This window comes from Roseivivax lentus (genome assembly GCF_900156805.1).
Classification (GTDB): domain Bacteria; phylum Pseudomonadota; class Alphaproteobacteria; order Rhodobacterales; family Rhodobacteraceae; genus Roseivivax; species Roseivivax lentus.
The window spans coordinates 189,166-214,805 of sequence record NZ_FTOQ01000001.1 but is presented as its reverse complement, the minus strand read 5'-3'; the positions used below and the strand labels follow the sequence as shown (position 1 = coordinate 214,805).

Sequence of the window (25,640 nt, the reverse complement as noted above, 5' to 3'; positions counted from 1 at the left end):
TCTCCTTCAGGTGCCGATCCGGTGTAGCGGCCCCGAGGGCGGTTGCGCAAGCTCAGCCCGACCCGGCCACACCCGCCTGCGCCATCTCCGTCATCGCGGCGGCAAGCGATCCGTGAAGGTCGATCCCCCGGCAGAGATCGGCCCGCAGCGCCACTTCGAAACCCAGCTTGCGCGCATCGAGCGCTGAGAACTTCACGCAGAAATCCGTGGCGAGGCCCACCAGCGTCAGCCGGTCGATCCCGCGCGTGCGCAGATACCCCTCCAGCCCGGTGGGCGTGGCGTGATCGTTCTCGAAGAAGGCCGAATAGCTGTCGATTGAGCGGTTGTAGCCCTTGCGGATGATGAGATCGGCGCGATCCGTCTCGAGCGCGGGATGGAACGCCGCACCTTCTGTACCCTGCACGCAATGATCGGGCCAGAGGACCTGCGGGCCATAGGGCATCTGCACCATCTCCATCGGCGCTTTGCCGGGATGTTCGGAGGCGAAGGACGAATGCCCCGGCGGATGCCAGTCCTGCGTCAGGATCACGGCGTCGAAATCCGGCATCAAGGCGTTGATGGGCGCCACGATCTCGTCGCCGCCCGCCACGGCCAGCGCGCCGCCCGGGCAGAAATCGTTCTGAACATCGATGACGAGCAACGCATGCATGGCGGTCTCCCTCGCAGATCGCCGTGACGGTGGCGCAGGCGGCGGCCGAGGACAAGCCCCACCCCTTGCGCGCCCGGGCTCTGCTGCAGTAATCCGCCACCATGTTCAAAGTCGCGGCCCTCTACCACTTCACGCCTTTCGCGGATCCCGACGCCCTGCGCCCGGGCCTGAGCGCGCTCGGCGAAGAGGCGGGGATCACCGGCACGCTTCTCGTCGCCTCCGAAGGCATCAACGGCACCGTCGCGGGCCCCGCCGCGGGGATCGACCGGATGATCGCGCATATCCGTGCGCTGCCGGGGTGCGACGGGATGGAGGTGAAGTATTCCACCGCCGAGGCGCGGCCCTTCGCCCGGCTCAAGGTCCGGCTGAAGAAAGAGATCGTGACCATGGGCCAGCCCGGCGTCGATCCCCGCGCGCGATCGGGGCATTACGTCGATCCCGCCGACTGGAATGCGCTGATCCGGAGCCCCGACGTGGCCGTGATCGACACCCGCAACGATTTCGAGGTCGCCATCGGCACCTTCGAGGGCGCCGTGAACCCGCAGACGCAGAGCTTCCGCGACTTCCCGGCCTGGTGGCAGGAAAACCGCCACCGCTTCCACAACAGGCGCATCGCGATGTTCTGCACCGGCGGCATCCGCTGCGAGAAATCGACGAACTGGCTGCTGGAACAGGGCGAGGCGGAGGTCTACCACCTTCGCGGCGGAATCCTGAAATATCTCGAAGAGGTGTCCGAAGCGGAGAGCACCTGGCGCGGCGAGTGCTTCGTCTTCGATGAACGCGTCTCGGTGGGCCACGGCCTGACCGAGGGGCCGCACATTCTCTGCCGCGCCTGCCGCCGGCCGATCCTGCCCGAGGATCACGACCGCCCGGAATACGAACAGGGCGTGTCGTGCCATCTCTGCGCGCATGAAACGAGCGCGGCCGACAAGACCCGCTTCCGCGAGCGCCAGAAGCAGATCGCCCTCGCCCGCGCCCGCGGCGAACGCCATCTCGCAGGCCAGGACGAATAACGCGGCTTCAGGGATTGGCGGACGGAAAGGTCGCGCACCCGCGCCCTGCCGAACTGTCGTTAGAAGCGCGATGTCGGCAACGCGCGCTACCCGCGCGTCCCACGTCGCAGGCGATGCGCCACGCCCCTGTCACGATCGGACCGGAAATACCTCCGGAGGTTCGGAGGCGGCGCCTCCGATGCGCCGGGACGGGCCTCGATGGCCCGGCGCGGCGCAACCCGCCTAGCGCGGCGACCGCTTGGCGAGGATGCGCTGCAGCGTCCGGCGATGCATGTTCAGCCGCCGCGCGGTTTCAGAGACGTTGCGGTCGCACAATTCGTAGATCCGCTGGATATGTTCCCAGCGCACCCGGTCGGCGGACATCGGGTTCTCCGGCGGCGGCGGCAATTCCTCTTCGCTCGCCAAGAGCGCGTTGATGATATCCGTGGCGTCGGCGGGCTTGGACAGATAATCGGTGGCGCCGATCTTCACCGCGGCGACGGCGGTGGCGATGGCGCCGTATCCGGTCAGCACGACGATCCGTGCATCGGGCCGCCGCTCGCGCAGCGTCTCCACCACATCGAGGCCGTTGCCGTCCTCCAGCCGCAGATCGATCACCGCATGGGCCGGGGGCCGCGCCGTCGCGATGGCCGATCCGGCCGCGACGCTGCCCGCGGTTTCCACCTCGAAGCCGCGCTTTTCCATGGCCTTGGCCAACCGCTTCAGAAACGGCTCGTCGTCATCGACCAGCAACAGCGATCTGTCTTCGCCCAGCTCCCGCATTTTCCGCAACCTCGTTTGCTCTCACGTCGTCCGTCAGGTTGAGTGGAGTTAGCGCAGGCGCGGGGCGGGTCAAACCGCCCGCGGGGCCGGTCAGGCCGCGTTGGCGAAACAGGCGACGCGGTCGGCCATCTCCGCCGGGGAAAGGTCGCGGCGGAAATACTCGACGAAGCCCGCACCCGGCATCAGCAGGTAGGTGAAGGTGGTGTGGTCGACGATGTAGAACTCGTCCTCGGGGTCTTCCGGCACGCGGTAGAAGACCCGGAAGGCATCTGCCGCGGCCTTCACCTGTTCGGGCGTGCCGGTGAGCCCGATCATCTCGGGATGCATCGCCGCGGCATAGGCGCCGACCTGCTCGGGCGTGTCCCGCGCGGGATCGACCGACACGAAGACCGGGGTCACGTCGATGCCGCGCTCGGCGAGCATGTCCACGGCCTCGGCATTGCGGGCCACGTCGAAGGGGCAGATGTCGGGGCAGAAGGAATAGCCGAAATACAAGAGCACCGGCTCGGTCACGATATCGGCATCGGTCACCGTCCGGCCCGCGCTGTTCACCAGCGTGAACGGGCCGCCGATATCGCCCGCCACCGCACCGGCGCGGCAGGCGGCGAAGCTTTCCGGATCGCCCCGCAGCATCGACCAGAACGCCGTTCCTGCGATCAGGGCCAAAAGCCCCAGTCCTGTCACGATCACCATCGCCCAGCGCATGCGGTGGTCCCTCCTTCGATTGCCAGTGTCGATATCGGGTCGTATCACTTGCCACCGGACCCGCAAGAGACAGGTTGGCGCATATGGCACAGACCGACATCTGGACGTTCGACGAACGCCGCCGCTCCAACTGGATCCGCCTGCGCACGATGATCCTGTTGCGCTGGTTCGCCGCGGCGGGCCAGCTGGCCGCGATCATCGTCGCCGATACGCGCTACAATCTCGATATGCCGACAGGGCTGTGCTTTCTCGCGGTCGGCGTGGCGGTGATCGGCAACCTGATCGCGATGTTCATCTTCCCCGAGAACAAGCGCCTGTCGGAGACCGAGAACCTGTTCATGGTGCTCTTCGACATCCTGCAGCTCGGCTTTCTGCTGTTTCTCACCGGGGGGCTCAACAATCCCTTCTCGCTGCTGCTGCTGGGGCCGGTGACGGTATCGGCGGCGGTGCTGCCGCTGGGCCGGACGGTGTTCCTGAACGCGCTCGCGGTGCTGCTCGCGACCGGGCTCGTCTTCTTCCACCTGCCGCTGCGGACGGAGGACGGGCAGGTGCTGCGGATTCCCGATCTCTTCATCTTCGGGCAATGGGCGGCGCTGACCATCGCCATCGTCTTCATCTCGCTCTATGCGCGCCGGATCACGCAGGAAATGCACGGCATGGGCGATGCGCTCGCGGCGACCCAGATGGCGCTCGCCCGGGCGCAGAAACTGAACGATCTGGGGGGCGTCGTGGCGGCCACCGCGCATGAGCTCGGCACGCCGCTCGCCACGATCAAGCTGACCGCGTCCGAACTGGTGGCGGACCTCGCGGACCGGCCCGATCTGCGCGACGACGCGGCGCTGATCGGCGAACAGGCGGACCGCTGCCGCGACATCCTCCGCTCCATGGGCCGTGCCGGCAAGGACGACCCGCAGATGCGCCAGGCGCCGCTGACCGAGGTGATCCGCGAAGCCGCCGAACCGCACGAGAACCGCGGCAAGATCATCCATATCGAGGAACGGCCCGGCCCCGAGGAAGGCGCCGAACCGCCACAGATCCTGCGCCGCCCCGAGATCATCCACGGGCTGCGCAACCTCGTCCAGAACGCGGTGGATTTCGCCCGCGCCACGGTCTGGATCGAGGCCAGCTGGGACGGCGAGCTGATCTCGGTGCGGATCATCGACGACGGAAGGGGCTTTCCGCCCCACCTGATCGGACGGATCGGCGATCCCTTCATGCGCCGCAGGCGCAGCGACCGGGACCGGGACCTGCGCCCGGCCTATGAGGGGATGGGCCTCGGCCTGTTCATCGCCAAGACGCTCCTGGAACGCAGCGGCGCCGAGCTGAGCTTCGCCAACGGCACCGACCCCTCGATGCCCGTGCCCGCCGGCAACGCGCGCCGCGGGGCCATCGTCGAGGTGGTCTGGCGCAGCAATGCGATCGCGGTTTCCACCGCGGATGCGCGCGGACCTCTGGGCCCGAACCCGCTGTTCAAAAGCTGAGGCCGGGACCTGCGATCCGGAAACGGCCGCCCTTAACGCTTTCTTAACCATCGCTCCGCCAGAGTGCTCTCGCGCCTGCCGCATTTCGGCGGGCAGCACGAAAGGAGCGTCATGGCGATCGAGACATGGCTTGCAATCCTCTTCGGCACCGGAATTGGCTTGGTGCTGATCCTTGCGTGGCCGCATATTCGTCCCGAAGGGGTTGCCCGCCTGCGCGCCGCCGCGCGTGACAGCGACCTCTTGGAGCCCCTCTTTCTCGTGCGCGAGGCGCGCATCGTCGATGCCACACCGGCAGGCAAGCGGCTTTTGGGCGATAGTCTCGGGGATGGCTGGGACGACCTGCGCACGGCCCTTTCTCCGATCTTTCCCGATCTGCCCGACGCCCCGCCGGACCGGCCGCTCCGCGTGCTGTCCAGCGCCGCCGAAGCGCCCGCCCTCGACCTGCGCCCCGAAGGCGCGCGCCTGCATGTGGGTCTGACCGGCCCGCGGCCCCGTCTCAGCGTGGGGCTTGCCGCGATGAGCGCCGTGGCGCAGGCATTGCGGCTGCGCCGGGCGACAGGCCTTGCGCCCTACCCGATCTGGCAAAGCGACAGCGCGGGCGCGATCACATGGTCCAACGAGCGCTTCGCGAAATTCGCGGCACTCGCCGAAAGCGACCAGCTCTTCGCGATGTCCCCGCCCGAGGCCAAGCCGGTCCTGCGCGAACGGGTGAAGATCGCGGCAAGCCATCCCGACCTGCCCGAATGGTTCGAGGTCACCAGCGTGCGGGCCGGCGACGGCTGGTTTCACTACGCCGTCGATATCGACGCGGTGGTCGAGGCCGAAACCGCCCGACGGAACTTCGTCCAGACGCTCGCCAAGACCTTCGCGCACCTGCCCATCGGGCTTGCGATCTTCGACCGAAACCGCCAGCTCGTCCTGTTCAACCCGGCGCTTCTCGACCTGACGCAATTGTCGGTGGAGTTCCTGTCGGGGCGTCCCAACCTCATGACCTTCTTCGACCAGCTGCGGGAAAACCGCATCATGCCGGAGCCGAAAAGCTACGATGGCTGGCGCCAGCAATTGGCGGAGCTTGTCGCCGCCGCCACCGACGACCGGTATTGCGAAACCTGGAGCCTGCCGAACGGCCTGACCTACCGGATCGCCGGGCGCCCGCATCCCGATGGCGCGGTGGCGTTCCTGATCGAGGATATCAGCTCCGAGATCGCGCTGACCCGCCGCTTCCGCGCCGAGCTGGAACTGTGCCAATCGGTGGTGGACACGATGGGCGAGGCTGTCGCGGCCTTCAGCCCGTCGGGCGTGCTGACCTTCTGCAATGCAGGCTATCGCAGGCTCTGGCGCTCCGATCCGGACAGCACCTTCGCCGATGTCACCGTGGTCGACGCGACCCGGCTCTGGCAGGAGCAATGCGAGCCCTGCCCGGTCTGGAACGAAATCCGCAGCTTCGTGACGACCTTCGGCGCCCGCACGCCTTGGGGGCGCGATGTCCGTCTCACCGATGGCCGCACGCTCCGGGTGCAATGCGACCCGCTGCCGGGCGGCGCCACACTGGTTCGCTTCGCGGCGGATCCCGGCGGCAGTCGCGATCCCGTGGCGCCGGTGGCCGCGCTGGCGGGCTGACCGGCACGGGACCCCCGACGCGCGGTGACGCCACGCCGCGCCGTTCCCCGCTTGCAGATGCCGCCCCGGCGATTACTCTGGCCCCATGCAGCCCCGCCGCGTCTCGATCGAGCTTCCCGATCCCACAGCCACCTCGGACCTCGCCCGCCGGATCGGTGCCGATCTCGGCCCCGGCGACGTCGTGCTTCTCGAAGGCGGTATCGGCGCGGGCAAGACGCATTTCGCCAGGTCGCTGATCCAGTCCCGACTGACCGCGCCCGAAGACGTGCCCTCGCCCACCTTCACGCTCGTGCAGATCTACGACAGCCCGGCGGGCGAGATCTGGCACAGCGATCTCTACCGTCTCGATCATGTCGACAGCGTCGTGGAACTCGGCCTGCTGGAGGCCTTCGAGACCGCGATCTGCCTCGTGGAATGGCCCGACCGGCTGGGCGATCTGGCCCCGATGGGCGCGCTGCGGCTGGCCTTTTCGGATGGCCCCGACGACGACGCCCGCCAACTCGTGGCCACCTGGACCGCGCCGCGCTGGGACACGCTCCTGACAGACGAGGCCGCATGACCCCCGACGCCTTCCTTGCCGGGGCCGGGTGGCAGCATGCCGCGCGGGAACCGATCACCGGCGACGCCTCGACGCGACGCTACACGCGGCTGATCCGGGACGACGGCGCGCGCCGGATCCTGATGGAGGACCCGGACGGCGATGTCGCTCTTTTCTCCCGCCTCGCCCGCTACCTGACCGGCCTCGGGCTGAGCGCGCCCGAGATCCACGCCGAGGCGCCGGGCCTTTTGCTGCTCGAGGATCTGGGCGATGCGCTTTTCGCGCGGCGGGCGGCGGACGCGCCGGACCAGGAGACGCGCCTTTACGAGACGGCCATCGACGCGCTCGCGCTCCTGCACCGGGCGCCGCCACCGGACGGGCTCGACCACGCGACGCCCGCGCGGCTTGCGCAGATGACCGACCTCGCCTTCACGCATTACCTGCCGGGCGTCACCGGCCAGACCGATCCGGTCGCAGAGCAGGACACGGTCGCGGCCCTGAGCGATGCGCTGATGCAGGTGAACCCTGAGACCCGCGTCACCATCCTGCGCGATTTTCATGCCGAGAACCTGATCTGGCTGCCGGAGCGTGACGGGGCACGGCGCGCCGGGCTTCTCGATTTTCAGGACGCCATGGTCGGACACCCGGCCTACGACGTGGTCTCGCTGATCGAGGATGCCCGCCGTGACGTTTCCGAAGAGACCCGGCGCGCCACAATCCGGCGCTACCTCGACCGGACCGGAACCGGGGCCGCCCCGTTCGAGGCGGCGCTTGCGGCCCAGGGCGCCGCGCGCAACCTGCGAATCCTCGGTGTCTTCGCCCGTCTGGCCGCCACCCGGGGCAAGCCGCATTACGTCGACCTGATCCCGCGGGTCTGGCGGCACCTGATGCGCGACCTCGATCATCCCGCCTTGTCGGCAGTGAAGCCCCATGTCATCCGCGCACTGCCCGAACCGACGATGCCGGTTCTCAAGAGATTGAAAGACCGATGCCCGACGCCGTGATGATCTTTGCCGCAGGCTTCGGCACCCGCATGGGCGCGCTGACCGCCACGCGCCCCAAACCGCTGATCGAGGTCGGCGGGCGGACGCTGCTCGACCGCACGCTGGACCTGGCGGCGCACGTTCCGACCCGGGTGGTGAACGCGCATTACCTTGGAGACCAAATCGCCCGCCATCTCGACGGACGCGATATCCGCGTGGTGCAGGAAGAGACCCTGCTCGACACTGGCGGCGGGCTGAAGAACGCCGCGCCCCTTCTCGGTCCGGGTCCGGTCTTTACCATGAATGCCGATGCGGTCTTCGCCGGGCCGAACCCGCTGCACGTGCTCGCCGATGCGTGGCAGCCCGACGAGATGGATGCGCTTTTGCTCTGCGTGCCGCCGGAGCGGGCGGTCGGGCGCGCGGGCGGAGGCGACTTCACACTTGCCGGGGATGGCCGCCTGAGCCGGGGCGGGCCGCATGTCTATACCGGCGTGCAGATCGTGAAGACGGACGGGCTGACCGGGATCGACGCGGAGGTCTTTTCGCTCAATGTCCTGTGGGACCGGATCGCTGCGAGGGACCGCTTGTTCGGGCTCACCTATCCCGGGCGCTGGGCGGATGTCGGTCATCCCGAGGGGATCGCGCAGGCCGAAGCGATGCTGCGGCCATGATCTTCGACGGACACCCCACCCCCCGGCTTTTTGCGCTACCGCCCGGCACGGATTTTCCCGCGGCGCTGATGGCGGGCCTGCGCGCGCGCTTTGCAAGATTGCCGCCCGAGGCCATCGCGCGGGCGGAGCTGATGGTCAACACGCAGCGCATGAAGCGGCGGCTGGAGCAGCTCTTCACCGCATCGGGCCCCGGCTTCCTGCCCCGGATCACGCTGGTCACCGATCCGACCGACCCGGCCCTTCGCGCCACCCTGCCGCCCGCGGTTCCGGCCCTGCGGCGGCGGCTTGAGCTGACAGGGCTGATCTCCGGCCTTCTGGACCAGGCGCAGGATCTCGCCCCCCGGGCGGCGCTCTTCGATCTGGCCGACAGCCTCGCCGCGCTGATGGACGAAATGCAGATCGAGGGCGTGCCGCCCGACAAAATCGCCGGGCTCGATGTCTCGGACCAGTCCGGCCATTGGGAGCGCGCGCTGCAATTCGTCCGGATCGTGCAGCGCTATTTCGATGCCGCGGACCCGGCGCCCGACATGGCTGCGCTGCAACGGCGCGCCGTCGAGATGCGCATCGCCCGGTGGCAGGCTGCCCCTCCCGATCATCCGGTTATCCTCGCCGGCTCGACCGGGTCGCGCGGCACCACCCATGCCCTGATGCAGGCGGTCGCGCGGCTGCCGCAGGGCGCGGTCGTGCTGCCGGGCTTCGACACCGACATGCCGCGGCACGTCTGGGACCAGCTGACCGACGATCTGCCGCGCGCCGATCACACCCAGCCCGGCGAGGATCATCCGCAATACCGCTTCGCGCGCCTGTTGCGCGATCTGGGCGCAAGCCCGCCCGACGTTGCCGATTGGGGCCATGGCGCGCCGCCGGTGCCCGCGCGGAACGCGCTCGTGTCGCTGGCGCTGCGGCCCGCACCCGTCACCGATCAGTGGCTGACCGAAGGGCCGGGCCTGCCCGATCTCATGCAGGCGACGGCGGATGTGACCCTGCTCGAGGCCCCCGATCCCCGGCGCGAGGCCGTGGCCATCGCCATGCGTCTGCGCGAGGCCGCCGAGACCGGGCAAAGCGCCGCGCTGATCACGCCCGACCGGAACCTGTCGCGGCAGGTCTCCGCCGCGCTCGACCGCTGGGGCATCGTGGCCGACGATTCCGCCGGTCTGCCCGCGCAGGTGACCCCGCCGGGACGGCTTCTGCGGCAGGTGGCGCAGCTACTGCATGACGGCGTCACGGCCGAAAGCCTGCTGGCGCTGCTCAAACATCCGCTCTGCCATGCGGGCGACGATCCCGGTGAGGCCCGCAGCATTCATACCCGCGCCGTGCCCGAACTCGAGGCGCATATCCGGCGCAACGGCATGCCCTATCCCGACCGCGCGCGGATCGAGGCCTGGCCGGGCCGGGCCGATCATCCGGGCTGGACCGCCTGGCTCGCTGATGTCTTCTGCCGCCCGGTCGAGACCGGCATCCAGCCGCTGTCGCACTGGGTCGCGACGCATATCGCCCTGGCCGAGGTGGTCGTCGCGGGCAGCGCAGGCGGGGGTCACGGCGCGCTCTGGGACAAGGAGGCGGGCCGCGCGCTGCGCAGCATCATGGACGAGTTGCAGGCCGAGGCGGCCCACGGCACTGCCCTGTCGGCGCGCGACTACGCCGATCTCTTCGGCGCGATCCTCGCCCGGGGCGAGGTGCGCAACCCCGACGCGGTCCATCCCCATATCCGCATCTGGGGCACCATCGAGGCGCGGGTGATGGGCGCCGATCTGATGATCCTCGGCGGGCTGAACGAGGGCAGCTGGCCCGAGATGCCGAAGGCCGATCCCTGGCTCAACCGGCGGATGCGGGCGGATGCGGGGCTCACCCTGCCGGAACGCCGCATCGGCCTGTCGGCGCATGATTTCCAGCAGGCCGTCGCCGCCCGCGAGGTCTGGCTGACCCGCGCAGTCAAATCCGCCGATGCCGACACGGTGCCGTCGCGCTGGCTCAACCGGATCGTGAACCTGATGAAAGGCCTGCCGGAGCGCGGCGGACCCGACGCGCTGGACGGCATGAAGCGGCGCGGGAAGGACTGGCTCGCCCGGGCCGCGCTGCTGGAGACACCGCTGCCCTCTCCGCCCGCGCGCCGTCCCTCGCCGAAGCCGCCCGAAACGGCGCGTCCGCGGTCGCTGCGGCTGACGCAGGTCAAGACGCTGATCCGCGATCCCTTCACGATCTATGCCCGCGCGGTGCTGCGGCTGGAGCCGCTCAATCCGCTGATGCAGGCGCCCGACGCGCTCTTGCGGGGCATCGTCGTGCATGACGCGATGAAGGCGTTCGGCCTTGCGATGCGGGATCACGGCGTCGCGCCGACGCCCGCCACCTTCCTTACGGCGATCGAGGACGAGCTTGCCCGCGCGGTGCCGTTCCCCCTGGCCCGGCAGCTCTGGCAGGCCCGCTTCGCCCGGGTCGCCGAGGGCTTCGCGCGGGACGAAAAGGCGCGTCAGGCCCGCGCGGCGCTGTCCGAATTCGAGATCGACGGCAGCGCCACGCTGCCCGCCCTTGGCTTCACGCTGACCACGCGGGCCGACCGGATCGACCTCGACGCGCGGGGCGGAGCGCATCTTTACGACTACAAGACCGGCAAGCCGCCCGGCGAGAAGGAGCAGCTGCATTTCGACAAGCAGCTGCTGCTGACCGCCGCGATGGTCGAGAAGGGCGCGTTCCGGGAATTCGCGCCCCGCCACATCGCCGATGCGCGGTTCATCGGCCTCGGCGCCTCGGGCAGCGAGGTGGCGGCGCCGCTCGACAAGGCCCCGCCGGGCGAGGTCTGGGCTGGGCTGGAGCGGCTGATCGCGCGATATCTCGACGCGGGCCAGGGCTTCACCGCCCGGCGCGCCATGTTCAGCGATAAAGACCGCAGCGATTTCGACCATCTGTCGCGGCTGGGCGAATGGGATCTCGCCGACGATCCGCTTGCGGAGGTACTGGAATGACCCGCGACGACGCCACCCTCGCGCAGGTGCGCGCGGCCCGGCCCGATGCCTCGACCTGGCTGTCGGCCAATGCGGGTTCCGGCAAGACCCGGGTGCTGACGGATCGCGTGGCGCGGCTCCTGCTGTCGGGCGTCGCGCCCGAGAACATCCTCTGCCTGACCTACACCAAGGCCGCAGCGAGCGAGATGCAGAACCGGCTGTTCCGGCGCCTGGGCGAATGGGCGATGCTGGGTGACGACGCGCTGCGGGGCCAGCTGGCCGATCTGGGCGAGGACGGCCCCTTCCGTCCGGACTTTCTGCAGCGCGCCCGCACGCTTTTCGCGCGTGCCATCGAGACGCCGGGCGGCCTGCGGATCCAGACGATCCATTCCTTCTGCGCCTCGCTGTTGCGGCGTTTCCCGCTCGAGGCGCAGGTCAGCCCGGATTTCCACGAGGTCGAGGACCGCGCGGCGGAGCTTTTGCGCGCCGATATCCTCGACCGGATGTCGGAAGGGCCCGAGGGCGCTCGCATCGCCGAGCTTGCCCGGCATTTCACCGACAGCGACGACAGGATCGACGCGCTGCTGAAGGCGGTCCTGTCGCGCAAATCCGCCTTCCTGCCGCCGCGCAGCCCCGAGGATATCCGCGCGCTCTACGATCTGCCGCCGGATTTCGGTCGCGCGGAACTTCTGGCGGAGGTGTTTCTCGGGGATGAAAGGCGTGTCCTGTCCGACGTGATCCGCGCGATGCAGGACAGCGCGAAGACCACCGATCACGGCCATGCCACGCTTCTCGACACCGTCGATCCGTCGTCGGTATCGGCCCTCGAGACCCTTGAGAAGGTCTTGCTGAGCGGTCCCGGCGCCAAGGAGCCTTTCGTCGCGAAGATCGGGAAAGTCCCGACCAAGGAGGCGCGTGGCACGCTGGCGCCGGACATCGCCGACGCGCTCGACGATCTCATGCGGCGGGTGGAAAGCGCGCGGCCCGCCCGCATCGCCCTTGCCGCCGCCGAGCGCGACATCGCGCTGCACCGGTTCGCGCAGGTCTTCCTGCCGGCCTACGAGTCCGCGAAAACCGCGCGCGGCTGGCTCGATTTCGACGACCTGATCGAGAAGGCGCACGGGCTTCTGTCCGACCCGGTGGTCGCGGGATGGGTGCTCTACCGGCTCGATGGCGGGATCGATCACATCCTCGTCGACGAGGCGCAGGACACCAACCCGCTGCAATGGGAGGTGATCGCGCTTCTGGCGCAGGAACTGACCGCCGGGGAAGGGGCGCGGCCCGACACCGCGCGCACGATCTTCGTCGTCGGCGACACCAAGCAGTCGATCTATTCCTTCCAAGGCGCCGATCCCGAGGCCTTCGACCGGATGCGGGCCAGCTTCGCGGCGCGGCTCGAGGCGGCGGAGACGCCGCTGCAGGTGCGCTCGCTCGATTATTCCTTCCGTTCGGCGGCGGCGATCCTCGCGGCGGTCGACGCGACCTTCGAGGGCGCGGCGGGATCGGGTTTCGCGCCCGAGGGCCATCACATCGCCTTTCATGGCGAGATGCCCGGCCAGGTCGATCTCTGGCCCGTGGTGCCGAAGCCCGAAAGCGAGGAGCCGGACGACTGGACCGACCCCGTGGACCGTCGCGGCGCGCGCCATGAAAGCGTCGTTCTGGCCGAGCGGATCGCGGATTTCATCCGCGACGCGGTGGATCGCGGCCAGCCGCTGCACCTGGGCGACAAGGCGCCCCGCGCCATGCATGCGGGCGACGTGCTGATCCTGGTGCGTGGTCGGCAGCGGCTGTTCCACGAGATCATCCGCGCCTGCAAGAACCGCGGCCTGCCGGTCGCCGGCGCCGACCGGATGAAGGTCATGGCTGAACTGGCGGTCAAGGATATCGGCGCGCTTCTCGCGTTCCTCGCCACGCAGGAAGACAACCTGTCGCTGGCCACCGCGCTGCGCTCGCCGCTCTTCGGGCTGAGCGAGCAGGCGCTGTTCACCCTCGCCCATCACCGCAAGGGGCCGAGCCTCTGGGAGGCGCTGCGCGCACAGGAAGCGGCCTTCCCCGAGACCGTCGCGATGCTCAACGATCTGCGCAGCAAGGCCGATTTCCTGCGCCCCTACGATCTGATCGAACGCATCCTGACCCGCCACAAGGGCCGGGCGCGGCTGCTCGGGCGGCTGGGGCACGAGGCCGAGGACGGCATCGACGCGCTCCTTTCGCAGGCGCTGGCCTATGAGGAGGGCAACGTGCCCTCGCTGACCGGGTTCCTGAGCTGGATGCAGACCGACGATCTGGAGATCAAGCGCAGCCCCGAGGCCGCGGGCGCCGCGATCCGGGTGATGACGGTGCATGGCGCCAAGGGCCTAGAAGCGCCGGTGGTGATCCTGCCCGATTGCGGCGCGAGGCCCGACCGGATCAAGGACGCGCTGCTGCCCGCCGGCCCGGATGCGGTCTGGAAGGCCCGCGCCGAGGATCAGCCCGCCCTGCAGGCCGATGCGGTCGCGCATGCCAAGGCCCGCGCGAAGGCCGAGGCCGACCGGCTGCTCTACGTCGCCATGACGCGGGCCGAGGCGTGGTTGGTGGTCGCGGCGGCGGGCGATGTCGGCAAGACCCCTGATGCCTCCTGGTACGGGCAGGTGGCACGCGGGCTGGAACGGGCGGGGGCGGCACCGCTGCCGACGCCGAACGGCGAGATGCTGCGCCTCGGCGCCCTGCCCGAGGGCACCGCCGCGCCTACCGACCCGTCCGCGACCGGCACGGTCACCCTGCCCTGTTACTTCACCGAACCCGCAGAGGTGCCCCGCCCCACGGAGACGCGCAGCCCATCCGATCTGGGCGGCGCAAAGGCCTTGCCCGGCGCGGGCGACGAGACCGAGACAGCGAAGGCGCGGGGCACGCTCATCCATCTTCTGCTCGAACTGCTGCCCGCCCTGCCCGCGGCGGAACAGGCTGAGGCCGCCCGGCGCCTTCTCAAGGCCCATGGCGCGCCACCCGAGGACGCTCCCGAAATGGCCGCCGAGGCCCTGCGCGTTCTGAACGACGCGGCCCTCGCCCCGGTCTTTGCGCCGGGAACGCTGGCGGAGGTCACGCTTTGCGGTGACATCGCGGGGCTCGGGCCCCTTCTGGGCGTGATCGACAGGCTGATCGTCACCGAAGACCGCGTGATCGCCATCGACTTCAAGACGAACCGGCAGGTGCCCGACACGGCCGATGCGGTGCCCGAAGGGCTGCTGCGCCAGATGGGCGCCTACCGGGCGATGCTGCAGGCGCTCTATCCCGGGCGCGTCATCGAGACAGCGATCCTCTGGACCTCTCCGGGCGTGCTGATGCCGCTGCCCGCCGCACTGACCGAGGCGGCGCTCGCGCGCGCGGCACAGCTTGATTCTCAGCCCGCGGCTTCATAGGTTCTGAGGCGAGCTACCGCAATTCCACAGCATGTTGGAGACAGACCATGGCCACCGTCGCCGTAACCGATGCCACTTTCGATCAGGAAGTGAAGAATTCCGACGTCCCCGTCGTGGTGGACTTCTGGGCCGAATGGTGCGGCCCGTGCAAGCAGATCGGCCCCGCGCTCGAAGAGCTGTCGGCCGAGTATGGCGGCAAGGTGAAGGTTGCCAAGGTCGATGTCGACCAGAACCCCAACACCGCCGCCGCCATGGGCGTGCGCGGCATCCCGGCGCTCTTCATCTTCAAGGATGGCGAGGTCGTGTCGAACCGCGCAGGCGCAGCGCCCAAAGCCGCGCTGAAGGGCTGGATCGACGAATCGATCTGATCCGCGTCTTCGGACGGAACGCAAAAGCCCCGCCATCGCGCGGGGCTTTTTCGTGGGGCGCGGCCTCACGTCGCGGCGAAGACCCTGGCGGCAAGCGGCATCAGCCGGCGGTAGCGGCGGTCCTGCGCCGCGCTGCGGCTGCCGCTATGAGCGGGCAGGCCCCACCAATCCGCCAGCACCCGGTGGCGCAGCAGAAGCCGGACCGACGGATCGTCCGCGCCCACCAGGTCGTAGCCCGCAAAGAACGCGGCCTGCGCCTCCGCAGGCAGCACCGCGCCGGGCGCGATCCGGTCGAGCGGCGCGTAAAGCGTCGCATAATCGACCAGCAACCGGGCGATATCATGCCCGACCGGCGCCTGGTTGCCACCGGCGAAGTCGATGCCCCAGACGGTCTGCGGCCCGACGATGAGGTTGCGCAGATGCAGATCGCCATGGGTGCGGGCGGAGACGGTCTGCTGCCCCTCGAACGCGGCCTGCCGCGCCATCAGCGCCCGGGCGGCGTCGAGGAAGGCCGCGCGATCGGCCACCTGGCGCGCATGGGCTTCCACCTCCGACACGATCTGGCCCAGGTAGCGCAGGGTGAATTTCGGCTGGAAGATACGCCGCTCGCCGAAGCCGCCGCGATGAAAGCCCGAAACCCAGGCGCCTGCCCGGACCAGAAGCGAGGCGTGATCGGCCCGCCCGTCCCGCAGCGCAACCGACAGGTTCGGCCCCGGCGCATGGGCCATCAGGCAGACCTGCGCCTCCGGATCGGCGGCAAGAAGCGCGGGCACGCCTTCCGGCAGCGCCTCCATCGCGGCGAGGTGCATCTCCATCGCATGGGCGAAATCCGCGGGCCGTCGCGGGCGTGCCTCGTGTTTCAGAACCATCGGGTCTGCCCCGTCCCGCGACAGGCGCAGCAGGATGCGGGCGACGCGGGCATCCTCGCGCCGGGCCAGTTCGGAGACCTGCCACGCCTCCGGCCTCTCACCGATCTCCGCGGCAAGACCGGGCCAGAGCGCCAGCGCGGCGCGGGTCAATTCATCCTGCGGCATTCCCTTTCCCCGCGCGGTCCACTAGGCCCGGGATCCATGCAGCCGCCTTGCTGGGACGATGTCCAGCCCCCATATGGCGGCGAGGCACAAAGGAGAGCGACATGGCCGAAGACACCTTTCCCGGCTGGCACGGCACCACGATCATCGGCGTCCGCAAGGGTGGACACGTCGTGGTCGCGGGCGACGGGCAGGTCAGCCTCGGGCAGACCGTGATCAAGGGCAGCGCCCGCAAGGTGCGGCGGCTGTCGCCCGGCGGCTACGACGTCGTCGCGGGCTTTGCCGGATCGACGGCGGATGCCTTCACGCTTCTGGAACGGCTCGAGGCCAAGCTCGAGGCGACCCCGGGCCAGCTGCAGCGCGCGAGCGTGGAGCTCGCCAAGGACTGGCGCACCGACAAGTACCTGCAGAAGCTCGAGGCTATGCTGATCGTCACGGACGGGCGCGACCTTTACGTCATCACCGGCGCGGGCGATGTGCTCGAACCCGAACACGACGTGGCGGCCATCGGATCGGGCGGCAATTTCGCGCTCGCCGCGGCGCGCGGGCTGATGGAGACCGACCGGACCGCCGAGGAGGTCGCCCGCCGCGCGATGGAGATCGCCAGCGATATCTGCGTCTACACCAATGGCAACCTGACCATTGAAAAGATCGGCGGCTGAGGCGCGCACACACATCTCCAAATGTGCGCCGCCCGGTCCCACGGTCGCGAAAGGACAATCCATGACAGACCTCACCCCCCGCGAAATCGTTTCGGAACTCGACCGGTTCATCATCGGTCAGAAGGACGCCAAGCGCGCCGTGGCGGTGGCGCTGCGCAATCGCTGGCGGCGCAAGCAGCTGCCCGACGACCTGCGCGAGGAAGTGTATCCCAAGAACATCCTGATGATCGGCCCCACCGGCGTCGGCAAGACCGAGATCTCGCGCCGGCTGGCGAAGCTCGCGCGCGCGCCTTTCGTGAAGGTCGAGGCCACCAAGTTCACCGAGGTTGGCTATGTCGGCCGCGATGTGGAGCAGATCGTGCGCGATCTCGTGGATGCGTCCATCGCCCAGACCCGCGAGTTCATGCGCGAGGACGTGAAGGCCGCCGCGCACAAATCCGCCGAGGATCGCGTGATCGCCGCCATCGCCGGGCAGGATGCCCGGGAAGGCACGCGCGAGCGCTTCCGCGAGAAGCTGCGAGCCGGTGAAATGGACGATGTCGAGATCGAGATCGACGTGGCCGAGACCGCCTCGCCCTTCCCGATGATGGAAATTCCCGGCCAGCCGGGGATGGGCATGGGCGGCGGCATGAACCTGGGCGACATCTTCGGCAAGGCCTTCGGCGGGCGCACCACGCGCAAGAAGATGCGCGTCGCCGACAGCTACGAAGTGCTGATTTCCGAAGAGGCCGACAAGCTTCTGGATGACGAACAGGTCAAGCGCGAGGCAATCCACTCGGTCGAGCAGAATGGCATCGTCTTCCTCGACGAGATCGACAAGGTCTGCGCCCGTTCGGATGCCAAGGGCGGCGATGTGAGCCGCGAGGGCGTGCAGCGCGACCTTCTGCCGCTGATCGAGGGCACGACCGTGTCCACCAAGCACGGCCCGGTGAAGACCGACCACATCCTCTTCATCGCTTCGGGCGCCTTCCACATCGCCAAGCCGTCGGACCTCTTGCCGGAATTGCAGGGCCGCCTGCCCATCCGCGTGAACCTGCGTCCGCTGACCGAAGAGGATTTCGTGCGCATCCTGACCGAGACGGACAACGCGCTGACGCGGCAATATACCGGGCTTCTGGGCACCGAGGACGTGACCGTCAGCTTCACCGAGAACGGCATCGCGGCGCTCGCCCGGATCGCGGCGGAGGTGAACACCTCGGTCGAGAATATCGGCGCGCGGCGGCTCTACACGGTGATGGAGCGGGTCTTCGAGGAGCTGTCCTTCACCGCGCCCGACAAGGCCGGGGAGAGCGTGGTGGTGGACGCGGATTTCGTGGAGCGGCATCTGGGCGATCTGAGCCGCTCGACGGATCTGAGCCGGTACGTGTTGTAAGCGCAGGAGGGGATTTCCTCAGCTTCCGGGCTGACCATTGAGGCGGGCCCGCATCTTTGCAGGGAACGCAAAAGTCCGGATCGCAGTAAAAAAAACGCCCCGCCAATCCGGCGGGGCGTTTCTGATTTCAGCCAGTTGCAGCGATCAGGTGGTGTCCCACCACCGCTCCGCCATCCGGGCATTGTCCATCTGCCAGAGGTTGCCGATCGTCTCGGGCGTCCCGACCGTGGTCTTCAGCGCCTGCACGTAGTTGGCGAACATCGGGATGATGACGCCGCCGTCGTTGCGCAGGATGCGCTGCATCTCGCCGTATTGCTCGCGGCGCTTGTCGCTGTCGAGTTCGGCGCGCGCGGTGATCAGAAGCTCCTGGAAGCGGGCGCTGTCCTTGCTGTCCCACTGGGTGTCGTTCCACGGCACGCCTTCCTCGTAGGCCGACGAGAACATCCAGTCCTCGGTCGCGCGGCCCGACCAGTAGCAGGCGCACCACGGCTTCTTGATCCAGACGTTCGACCAGTAGCCGTCCGCCGGCTCCTGCACGACGTTGATGTTGATGCCGCCCGCCGCCGCCGAGGCCTGGTAGAGCTGGGCCGCGTCGACCGCGCCTTCGAAGGCCGCGTTGGAGGCCGACAGATCGACGTTGAGCTCGGTCAGACCCGCCTGCTTGAGGTAGTATTTGGACTGATCGGGATCGTAGGGGATCGGGTCGAGATCGGCCACGTACTGGCTTGCCGGTCCGATCGGGCTGTCATGGCCGACGATGCCGTGACCCAGCAGGATCTTGTCGACCAGTTCCTGACGGTTGACGCCATGCTTCAGCGCGCGGCGCACGTTCACGTCGTCGAAGGGCGCCACATTGGTCAGCATCGGGAAGGTGTAGTGCTGATTGCCCGACACTTCCTGGATGGCGACCTGCGGGTTGGCTTTCAGCAGCGCCTCGGTCTTGAAGTCGATGCGGTTGATCGCGTCGACCTGCCCGGTCAGCAGCGCGTTCATCCGGGCGGTGTTGTCGTTGATCGCGATGTATTCGATCTCGTCGAACCAGCCCGCTTCACCGTCCTTGTAATGGCTGTCGACCCGGCGGCCGACGAAGCGCACGCCCGGCTCGAGGCTGACCGCGCGGTAAAGACCGGTGCCGATGCCGTTGGCGATGGCCTCGTCGATCTGGCCCGCGGGATAGATCAGCAGGTGATAATCCGACAGCAGGTAGGGGAAATCGGCATTGCCCGATTCCAGCGTGAACTGCACCTGGTGCTCGGTCGTCTTGCGCATCTCCGAGATCGCCGAGACGATGGGCGCCGCGGCCGATTTCGAGCCTTCCGCCACGTGCAGTTGCAGCGACTCGATTACGTCATCCGCGCCGAAGGGCTTGCCGTTGTGGAAGGTCACGCCCTGGCGCAGGTTGAAGGTCCAGACCTTCGCATCCGGCGAGGCTTCCCAGTCGGTGGCGAGCTCGCCCTTGAGGCTGCCATCCGCGGCCACTTCCGTCAGCGCGTCGAACACCGCGCCATGGGCCGCGGCGGACATGAAGATGTCCGAATGGGTCCGGCCGTCCCAGCTGTCCGAGGAGTTCGCCCCCGAAAGGCCCGCCACGAGGCGCCCGCCGCGCTTGGCTTCCTGCGCGCGCAGCGGCAGGCCGGTCGCGGCCAGAACGCCGGCGGCGGCACCGCTGCGCAGCAATCCGCGTCTTGAGATACGTGTCATGTTGGTCTCCCTATCGTGTCCGGGCTTTTGCCCCGTGGTTACGCCCCGCGCGAGGGCGATGTCAGTCGTCCATTCGTCCAACGGCGGCATCGCCGATATTCTCGCGCCCGCGGGCCTCGAGAAGGTTTGTCAGCCAGTCGGGATCCATCTCCGGCACCGAACTCAGCAGCAAGTCGGTGTAGGGATGATGCGGCGGCTTGAACATGTCGGCCTTCGGGCCCTGTTCCACCACCTCGCCGTCTTTCATGACGACCACCTCATCCGCAATGGCGCGCACCGTCGCCAGATCGTGGGTAATGAACATGTATGACAGTTTGAGGTCATCCTGCAATCTTGCCAAGAGTTTCAGAATGCCTTCCGCGACAAGTTGATCGAGCGCGGAGGTCACCTCGTCGCAGATGATGAACTTGGGCTCGGCGGCCAGCGCCCGGGCGATCCCGACGCGCTGCTTCTGCCCGCCCGAAAGCTCGGAGGGCAGCCGGTCGATATATTGCTCGGGCGGCATCTCGATCTCGTTCAGGAGTTCGGCCACCCGGTCGCGCCGCGCCTTGCCGCGCAGACCCATGTAGAACTCGACCGGGCGCCCGATGATCTCGCCGATGGTCTTCTGCGGATTGAGCGCGGTGTCGGCCATCTGGTAGATCATCTGGACCTGCCGCAGCTGGTCCTTCGAGCGTTTGCGGTAATCGAGCGGCAGGTCCTCTCCGTCGAGCTGGATCACGCCGGATGTGGGCGGCAGCAGCCCGGTGATGCAGCGCGCCGTCGTGGACTTGCCGGAGCCCGATTCGCCCACGACCGCGACGGTTCGGCCCTGATGGATGTCGAAGCTGACATCGAACAGGACCTGCGTGACGCCGTAGGAGGCATCCACATTCTGCACCGACAGGACCGGCGTCGCATCCCCGGCGGGCACGGGTTTCGCCGGCCGCTTGAAGCTGCGCACCGCCCAGAGCGAGCGTGTATATTCCTCCTGCGGATGGTCGAGCATCTCCCGCGTCGGGGCCTCTTCGACCTCGTCGCCCTTGAGCAGCACCTTGATGCGGTCGGCCATCTGCGCGACCACGGCAAGATCGTGGGTGATGTAGATCGCCGCGGTGCCGAACTGGTCGACGATATCGCGGATCGCCGCCAGCACCTCGATCTGCGTGGTCACGTCGAGCGCGGTCGTCGGCTCGTCGAAGATGATGAGGTCCGGGCGGCAGGACATGGCCATCGCCGTCATCGCCCGCTGCAGCTGCCCGCCCGAGACCTGGTGCGGATAGCGGAAGCCGATCTCTTCGGGGTTGGGCAGGCGCAGACGTTCGTAGAGATCCATCGCGTCGCGCGCGCTTTCGCCCTCGCTCATCACGCCGTGGCGCACCGGCCCCTCAGTGTGCTGGTCGATGATCTTGTGCGCGGGGTTGAAGCTCGCCGCGGCGGATTGCGCGACATAAGCGATGCGCTTGCCCAGCAGCGCGCGCTTTTTCATCAAGGGCGCGTTGACCAGATCGACGCCGTCGAATTCGACCGACCCGCCCGAGATGCGCACGCCGTCGCGGGTATAGCCCATCGCCGCAAGCCCGACGGTGGACTTGCCCGCCCCGGACTCGCCGATCAGCCCGAGGACCTCGCCCTTGTGCAGCGTGAGGTCGATGCCGTTGATGATCGGCATCCATTCCTCGTCGGAGCGGCCTTCGATCTTCAGGTCGCGAATGGTCAGAAGCACATCGCTCATCGGCTCAATCCTTCAGGCCCGAGGACCGGTGCAGCATCCAGTCCACCACGAAGTTCACCGCCACGGTCAGCAGCGCGATGGCCCCCGCGGCCATCAGCGGCAGGGCGGCGGCCAGCGGCGAGAATTGCGCGAAGTTGATGAACTGCGCGAGGTCGCGGACCATCGTGCCCCAATCGGCCAGCGGCGGCTGGATGCCCACGCCGAGGAAGGACAGCGCCGCGATGGTCAGGAAGACGAAGCAGAAGCGCAGGCCAAACTCCGCCAGCAGCGGCGCGGTGGCGTTCGGCAGCACCTCCTTGAAGATCAGGTAGGACATGCCCTCGCCGCGCAGCTTCGCGGCCTCGATATAATCCATCACGACGATGTTCTGCCCGACGGCCCGCGCCAGCCGGAAGACGCGCGTCGAGTCGATCACCGCGATGATGAGGATCATGTAGATGGTCAGCAGCCATTGCTGCGAACCGGCCCAGGCCGAGGCGATGGTCATCAGCAAGAGCGCGAAGATCAGCGACGGGATCGCCATCAGGACATCGACCATGCGACTCAGCACGTTGTCGAGCCAGCCGCCGATCACCGCGGCGAGAAAGCCGAAGGTGCCGCCCAGAAGAAAGGCGAGGCAGGTCGTGACGAAGGCGATGCCCACAGTGTTCTGCGCGCCGTAGATGAGCCGGGTCAGCAGGTCGCGGCCGATCTGATCGGTGCCGAGCGGATGCGCCGGATCGCCGCCGGTCGCGGGATCGCCCCCGGGCAGGATGTTGACCCCGGTGAAGACCTGCGCCTGTTCGTAGGGTGCGATCACGCCCGCGAAGATCGCAAGCACGGCGTAGATCAGGATGACGAGGATGCCGAAGGCCGCGGTCAGTGGCATCTGCCGGAACATCTTGCGCGTGCCCTCGGTTCCCACATGGCGACCGGCAAGCCGGAAGATGAAGGCCGCGATGGCGGAGATGACGAAGCCCTGCACCGCCCAGCGGAAGAACACCGCGCCGGGCTGGAACCAGAGCCAGAGCCCGCCCAGGATCGCCGCCGCGGCAGCGACGTACCCGAAGGCCACGGCAAAGGGCATGTCGCGGAAATAGGGCTTGTTGCCCGTCGCGGTCTGGCCGGCGAAGCGGAAGGCCCATCCCCCGGCGAGAAGCGCGGCCAGGATGGCGGCGATCCAGACAAGCACGCTCATTTCGGATGCCTCAGTCGCGGATTGGAGAGGATCGACAGGATATCCGCCATCAGGTTCAGCAGGATATAGGCGGCGGCGAAGATCAGGCAGCAGGCCTGCACCACGGGGATGTCGCGGATCTTCACGCTGTCGACAAAAAGCTGACCGATGCCGGGATAGACGAAGACCACCTCGACCACCACGACGCCGGTGATGAGATAGGCGAGGTTCAGCGCCACCACGTTGATGATCGGCGCCAGCGCGTTGGGCAGGGCGTGATGCACGATGACCCGCATCGGCTTCATGCCCTTGAGGCGCGCCATCTCGATATAGGGGCTGGCCAGCAGGCTGATGATCGCCGCGCGCGTCATCCGCATCATGTGCGCCGTGACCACGAGCGTCAGGGTCAGCGCGGGCAGCAGCGTTTTCTGCAGTCGTTCACCGAAGCCCATGCCCTCGTAGATGTTCGAGAGGGATGGCAGGATCGGGTTCAGAACCGCGAGAAACAGGATCAGGATATAGGCGACGAAGAATTCCGGGCTCGAGATCGATGTAAGCGCGAACATGTTCGAGCCCTTGTCGAAGGCCGAGTTGCGGAACAGCGCGGCGAGGATGCCGAGGCCCACCGCGAAGGGCACGGCGATCAGCGCGGTGACGCCCGCCAGGAACAGCGTGTTCTCGAAGCGCGGAGCGATCTGCGCCATGACGGTGGTGCCGCCGCCGGTCTCGGATCCGGTGAAGCTGGCGAAATTGGCCTGCGCGAAGGACGTCCCGAGATCGCCGCTCAGCGTATCGGTCAGCCACACCCAGTAGCGCGTGATCGGCGGCTGATCGAGCCCGAGGTCCCGGCGGATCGCGGCCACAGCTTCGTCCGTCGCGCTTTGTCCGAGGATCGCCTGCGCGAAGTCACCGGGCAGCATGTTCACGGCGGTGAAGATGATGATCGAGACGATGAAGAGCGTCAGCACGCCCAGAAGAAGGCGCTGTGCGATTATTCTTAGAAGACTTGACACGAATCCGGGCAATTTCCTGTCGCGGCGGGAGCCCCGAAGGTAACGTCCTTGCCGGGCTTGTAAACCCTTGTGATGGATCGGTGTCGCCCAGACCCCTTAGCGGGCCAGATCGTCCATCGCCCGCACCAGCTCGGCGCTGATGCCCGGCTCGGACAGGGCGTGGCCCGCATTGCGGATCATCCGAAGGTCGGCGCCGCGCCAGTGACGCGCCAGCTGCCAGGCCCGCACCGGCGGGCAGATCATGTCGTAGCGGCCCTGCACGATGATGCCGGGGATGTCCTGGATGCGGTCGATATTCTTCAGGATCCAGCCATCCTCGGACAGGAAGCCGCGATTGGTGAAATAGTGATTCTCGAGCCGGGCGAAGGCGCGCGCATATTCGCCCGGCGCCTCGCCGCCCGCCCCGTTCGAATGGATCGAGGCCAGCGCGTTTTCCCACGACGACCAGGCGCGCGCGAATTGCGTCTCGATCCGGAGATCGCCGGAAAAGAGCCTGCGGTGATAGGCGCCGATCAGGTCGTGCTGTTCATCGGGCGGCACGAGGTCGCGGAACCGCGCCCAGGTCTCGGGCCAGAATTGCCCTGCCCCGCCGCCATAGAACCAGTCAAGCTCGGCCTGCGTCATCAGAAAGACGCCGCGCAGGACGAGGTGGCGCACCGCCTCGGGATGCGAGATGGCGTAGATCAGCGCCAGCGTCGCGCCCCAGGACCCGCCGAAGACGATGAACTTGGCGATGCCGAGTTCGGCCCGGATCGCCTCGATGTCGTGGACCAGATCCCAGGTGGTGTTGTCGTTCACGCTGGCATGGGGCCGCGACCGCCCGCAGCCGCGCTGGTCGAACAGCACCACGCGGTAGACCTCGGGATCGAAATAGCGCCGCATCGCCGGGCTGCAGCCGCCGCCCGGCCCGCCATGCAGCACGATGACGGGGATGCCGTCGGGGTTGCCGCATTGCTCCACGTAGATCGTGTGACCGCCCGACACGCCCATCATCCGCTGGTCGAACGCATCGATCGGCGGGTAGAGATATTGAACGGCGCGCTTTTGACCCAGTTCTTTGTCCATACCCCACCTATATGAGAGAAGAGCGCGAAAAGACCATGAGATTTTGCCCATGACCCTGCCCCGAGACCAAGCCAGCGTGGATCCCGCCGAAGTGGCCAAATTCGAGGCGATGGCCGCCGAATGGTGGGACCCGAACGGCAAGTTCAAGCCGCTGCACGAGATGAATCCCTGCCGGCTCGATTACCTGACGGCACAGATCGCGGGCGAGTTCGATCGCGACCTGTCCAAACCGCAGCCCTTCGCCGGGCTCAGGGTGCTTGATATCGGCTGCGGCGGCGGGCTTCTGTCCGAGCCGATGGCGCGGCTCGGCGCGGAGGTGACCGGAATCGATGCCGGCGGCGAGAACATCCCCGTGGCCCGCGCCCATGCCGAAGCGCAGGGTCTCGAGATCGATTATCGCCACACGAGCGCCGAGGCGCTGGTGAATGAGGGCGCGGTCTTCGACGTGGTCATGTCGCTCGAGGTGATCGAACACGTGTCCGATCCGGCGGCCTTCCTGCAGGTCTGCGCCGCTCTCGTCCGGCCCGGCGGATTGTTCCTGTGCTCCACGCTGAACCGGACGCCGAAATCCTTCGCGGCGGCCATCGTCGGGGCGGAATGGGTGATGCGCTGGCTGCCCAAGGGCACCCATGACTGGTCGAAATTCCGCACGCCCGAGGAACTCGCGGCGATGATCGACGCGACCGGCCTCGAGACGGTGGATCGCAAGGGCATGGTCTTCGACCCGATCCGCTGGAACTGGTCGCTGTCGGATCGCGACCTGTCGGTCAACTACGCGATGGCGGCGGTCAGGCCGGCCTGA

The 25,640-nt window shown here is 68.0% G+C and carries 21 protein-coding genes; 12 read left to right on the top strand and 9 right to left on the bottom strand.

Annotated elements, in window-relative coordinates:
* Positions 1-52: 52 nt before the first annotated feature.
* The gene (pncA, locus tag BW990_RS01045; RefSeq protein ID WP_076444121.1) at positions 53-649 is read right to left on the bottom strand and encodes a bifunctional nicotinamidase/pyrazinamidase; all 597 of its coding nucleotides are present in this window, start codon (positions 647-649) and stop codon (positions 53-55) included.
* A 101-nt stretch (positions 650-750) separates the two neighbouring features.
* Here pncA and trhO point away from each other — a divergent pair, with 101 nt between their 5' ends.
* Positions 751-1,662 carry an oxygen-dependent tRNA uridine(34) hydroxylase TrhO gene (trhO, locus tag BW990_RS01040; protein WP_076444119.1) on the top strand — a complete coding sequence of 304 codons (912 nt, stop codon included), beginning with the start codon at positions 751-753 and terminating at the stop codon, positions 1,660-1,662.
* A gap of 222 nt (positions 1,663-1,884) precedes the next feature.
* On the opposite strand, the gene BW990_RS01035 is transcribed toward trhO, so the two are convergent.
* Positions 1,885-2,424 (bottom strand): ActR/PrrA/RegA family redox response regulator transcription factor, encoded by a 540-nt coding sequence (locus BW990_RS01035; RefSeq protein WP_076444117.1) that lies wholly within the window; start codon positions 2,422-2,424, stop codon positions 1,885-1,887.
* A 90-nt stretch (positions 2,425-2,514) separates the two neighbouring features.
* Positions 2,515-3,129 carry an SCO family protein gene (locus tag BW990_RS01030; protein ID WP_076444115.1) on the bottom strand — a complete coding sequence of 205 codons (615 nt, stop codon included), beginning with the start codon at positions 3,127-3,129 and terminating at the stop codon, positions 2,515-2,517.
* An 83-nt stretch (positions 3,130-3,212) separates the two neighbouring features.
* On the opposite strand from BW990_RS01030, the gene regB reads away from it, so the two are divergent.
* The 8 genes from regB to trxA all read left to right on the top strand — a co-directional run bounded on the left by regB (position 3,213) and on the right by trxA (position 15,124).
* Entirely contained in the window at positions 3,213-4,610 is a 1,398-nt protein-coding gene (gene regB / locus BW990_RS01025; protein ID WP_076445078.1) for a sensor histidine kinase RegB, read from the top strand.
* Between the two features lie 111 nt (positions 4,611-4,721).
* The gene (locus tag BW990_RS01020; protein ID WP_083950420.1) at positions 4,722-6,230 is read left to right on the top strand and encodes a PAS-domain containing protein; all 1,509 of its coding nucleotides are present in this window, start codon (positions 4,722-4,724) and stop codon (positions 6,228-6,230) included.
* An 85-nt stretch (positions 6,231-6,315) separates the two neighbouring features.
* On the top strand, positions 6,316-6,789 hold the full coding sequence (gene tsaE / locus BW990_RS01015) for a tRNA (adenosine(37)-N6)-threonylcarbamoyltransferase complex ATPase subunit type 1 TsaE (RefSeq protein ID WP_076444113.1): 474 nt from the start codon (positions 6,316-6,318) through the stop codon (positions 6,787-6,789).
* The gene (locus BW990_RS01010; protein WP_076444111.1) at positions 6,786-7,772 is read left to right on the top strand and encodes an aminoglycoside phosphotransferase family protein; all 987 of its coding nucleotides are present in this window, start codon (positions 6,786-6,788) and stop codon (positions 7,770-7,772) included. Before tsaE ends, BW990_RS01010 begins: the two co-directional genes overlap by 4 nt.
* Positions 7,757-8,422, top strand: a complete 666-nt coding sequence (locus BW990_RS01005) for a nucleotidyltransferase family protein (protein WP_076444109.1) — start codon at positions 7,757-7,759, stop codon at positions 8,420-8,422. The genes BW990_RS01010 and BW990_RS01005 overlap by 16 nt, the downstream gene beginning before the upstream one ends.
* Positions 8,419-11,382 carry a double-strand break repair protein AddB gene (gene addB, locus BW990_RS01000; RefSeq protein ID WP_143526031.1) on the top strand — a complete coding sequence of 988 codons (2,964 nt, stop codon included), beginning with the start codon at positions 8,419-8,421 and terminating at the stop codon, positions 11,380-11,382. The genes BW990_RS01005 and addB overlap by 4 nt, the downstream gene beginning before the upstream one ends.
* Entirely contained in the window at positions 11,379-14,756 is a 3,378-nt protein-coding gene (gene addA / locus BW990_RS00995) for a double-strand break repair helicase AddA (RefSeq protein WP_076444107.1), read from the top strand. The genes addB and addA overlap by 4 nt, the downstream gene beginning before the upstream one ends.
* Positions 14,757-14,803: 47 nt before the next feature.
* Positions 14,804-15,124 carry a thioredoxin gene (gene trxA / locus BW990_RS00990; RefSeq protein ID WP_076444105.1) on the top strand — a complete coding sequence of 107 codons (321 nt, stop codon included), beginning with the start codon at positions 14,804-14,806 and terminating at the stop codon, positions 15,122-15,124.
* A 65-nt stretch (positions 15,125-15,189) separates the two neighbouring features.
* Here trxA and BW990_RS00985 read toward each other — a convergent pair whose 3' ends face one another.
* Positions 15,190-16,158 carry a phosphotransferase gene (locus BW990_RS00985; RefSeq protein WP_076444103.1) on the bottom strand — a complete coding sequence of 323 codons (969 nt, stop codon included), beginning with the start codon at positions 16,156-16,158 and terminating at the stop codon, positions 15,190-15,192.
* A 101-nt stretch (positions 16,159-16,259) separates the two neighbouring features.
* Between BW990_RS00985 and hslV the strand changes: the two genes are divergently transcribed.
* The gene (gene hslV, locus BW990_RS00980; RefSeq protein ID WP_076444101.1) at positions 16,260-16,817 is read left to right on the top strand and encodes an ATP-dependent protease subunit HslV; all 558 of its coding nucleotides are present in this window, start codon (positions 16,260-16,262) and stop codon (positions 16,815-16,817) included.
* A 61-nt stretch (positions 16,818-16,878) separates the two neighbouring features.
* On the top strand, positions 16,879-18,189 hold the full coding sequence (gene hslU, locus BW990_RS00975) for an ATP-dependent protease ATPase subunit HslU (protein WP_076444099.1): 1,311 nt from the start codon (positions 16,879-16,881) through the stop codon (positions 18,187-18,189).
* A 144-nt stretch (positions 18,190-18,333) separates the two neighbouring features.
* On the opposite strand, the gene BW990_RS00970 is transcribed toward hslU, so the two are convergent.
* The 5 genes from BW990_RS00970 to pip all read right to left on the bottom strand — a co-directional run bounded on the left by BW990_RS00970 (position 18,334) and on the right by pip (position 24,838).
* The gene (locus BW990_RS00970; RefSeq protein ID WP_076444097.1) at positions 18,334-19,890 is read right to left on the bottom strand and encodes an ABC transporter substrate-binding protein; all 1,557 of its coding nucleotides are present in this window, start codon (positions 19,888-19,890) and stop codon (positions 18,334-18,336) included.
* Between the two features lie 61 nt (positions 19,891-19,951).
* The gene (locus BW990_RS00965) at positions 19,952-21,604 is read right to left on the bottom strand and encodes an ABC transporter ATP-binding protein (RefSeq protein WP_076444095.1); all 1,653 of its coding nucleotides are present in this window, start codon (positions 21,602-21,604) and stop codon (positions 19,952-19,954) included.
* A 4-nt stretch (positions 21,605-21,608) separates the two neighbouring features.
* On the bottom strand, positions 21,609-22,781 hold the full coding sequence (locus tag BW990_RS00960; protein WP_076444093.1) for an ABC transporter permease: 1,173 nt from the start codon (positions 22,779-22,781) through the stop codon (positions 21,609-21,611).
* Entirely contained in the window at positions 22,778-23,773 is a 996-nt protein-coding gene (locus BW990_RS00955; protein ID WP_076445072.1) for an ABC transporter permease, read from the bottom strand. The genes BW990_RS00960 and BW990_RS00955 overlap by 4 nt, the downstream gene beginning before the upstream one ends.
* Before the next feature lie 96 nt (positions 23,774-23,869).
* Positions 23,870-24,838 (bottom strand): prolyl aminopeptidase, encoded by a 969-nt coding sequence (gene pip / locus BW990_RS00950; RefSeq protein ID WP_076444091.1) that lies wholly within the window; start codon positions 24,836-24,838, stop codon positions 23,870-23,872.
* 49 nt (positions 24,839-24,887) lie between these two features.
* Between pip and ubiG the strand changes: the two genes are divergently transcribed.
* On the top strand, positions 24,888-25,640 hold the full coding sequence (gene ubiG, locus BW990_RS00945; RefSeq protein WP_076444089.1) for a bifunctional 2-polyprenyl-6-hydroxyphenol methylase/3-demethylubiquinol 3-O-methyltransferase UbiG: 753 nt from the start codon (positions 24,888-24,890) through the stop codon (positions 25,638-25,640).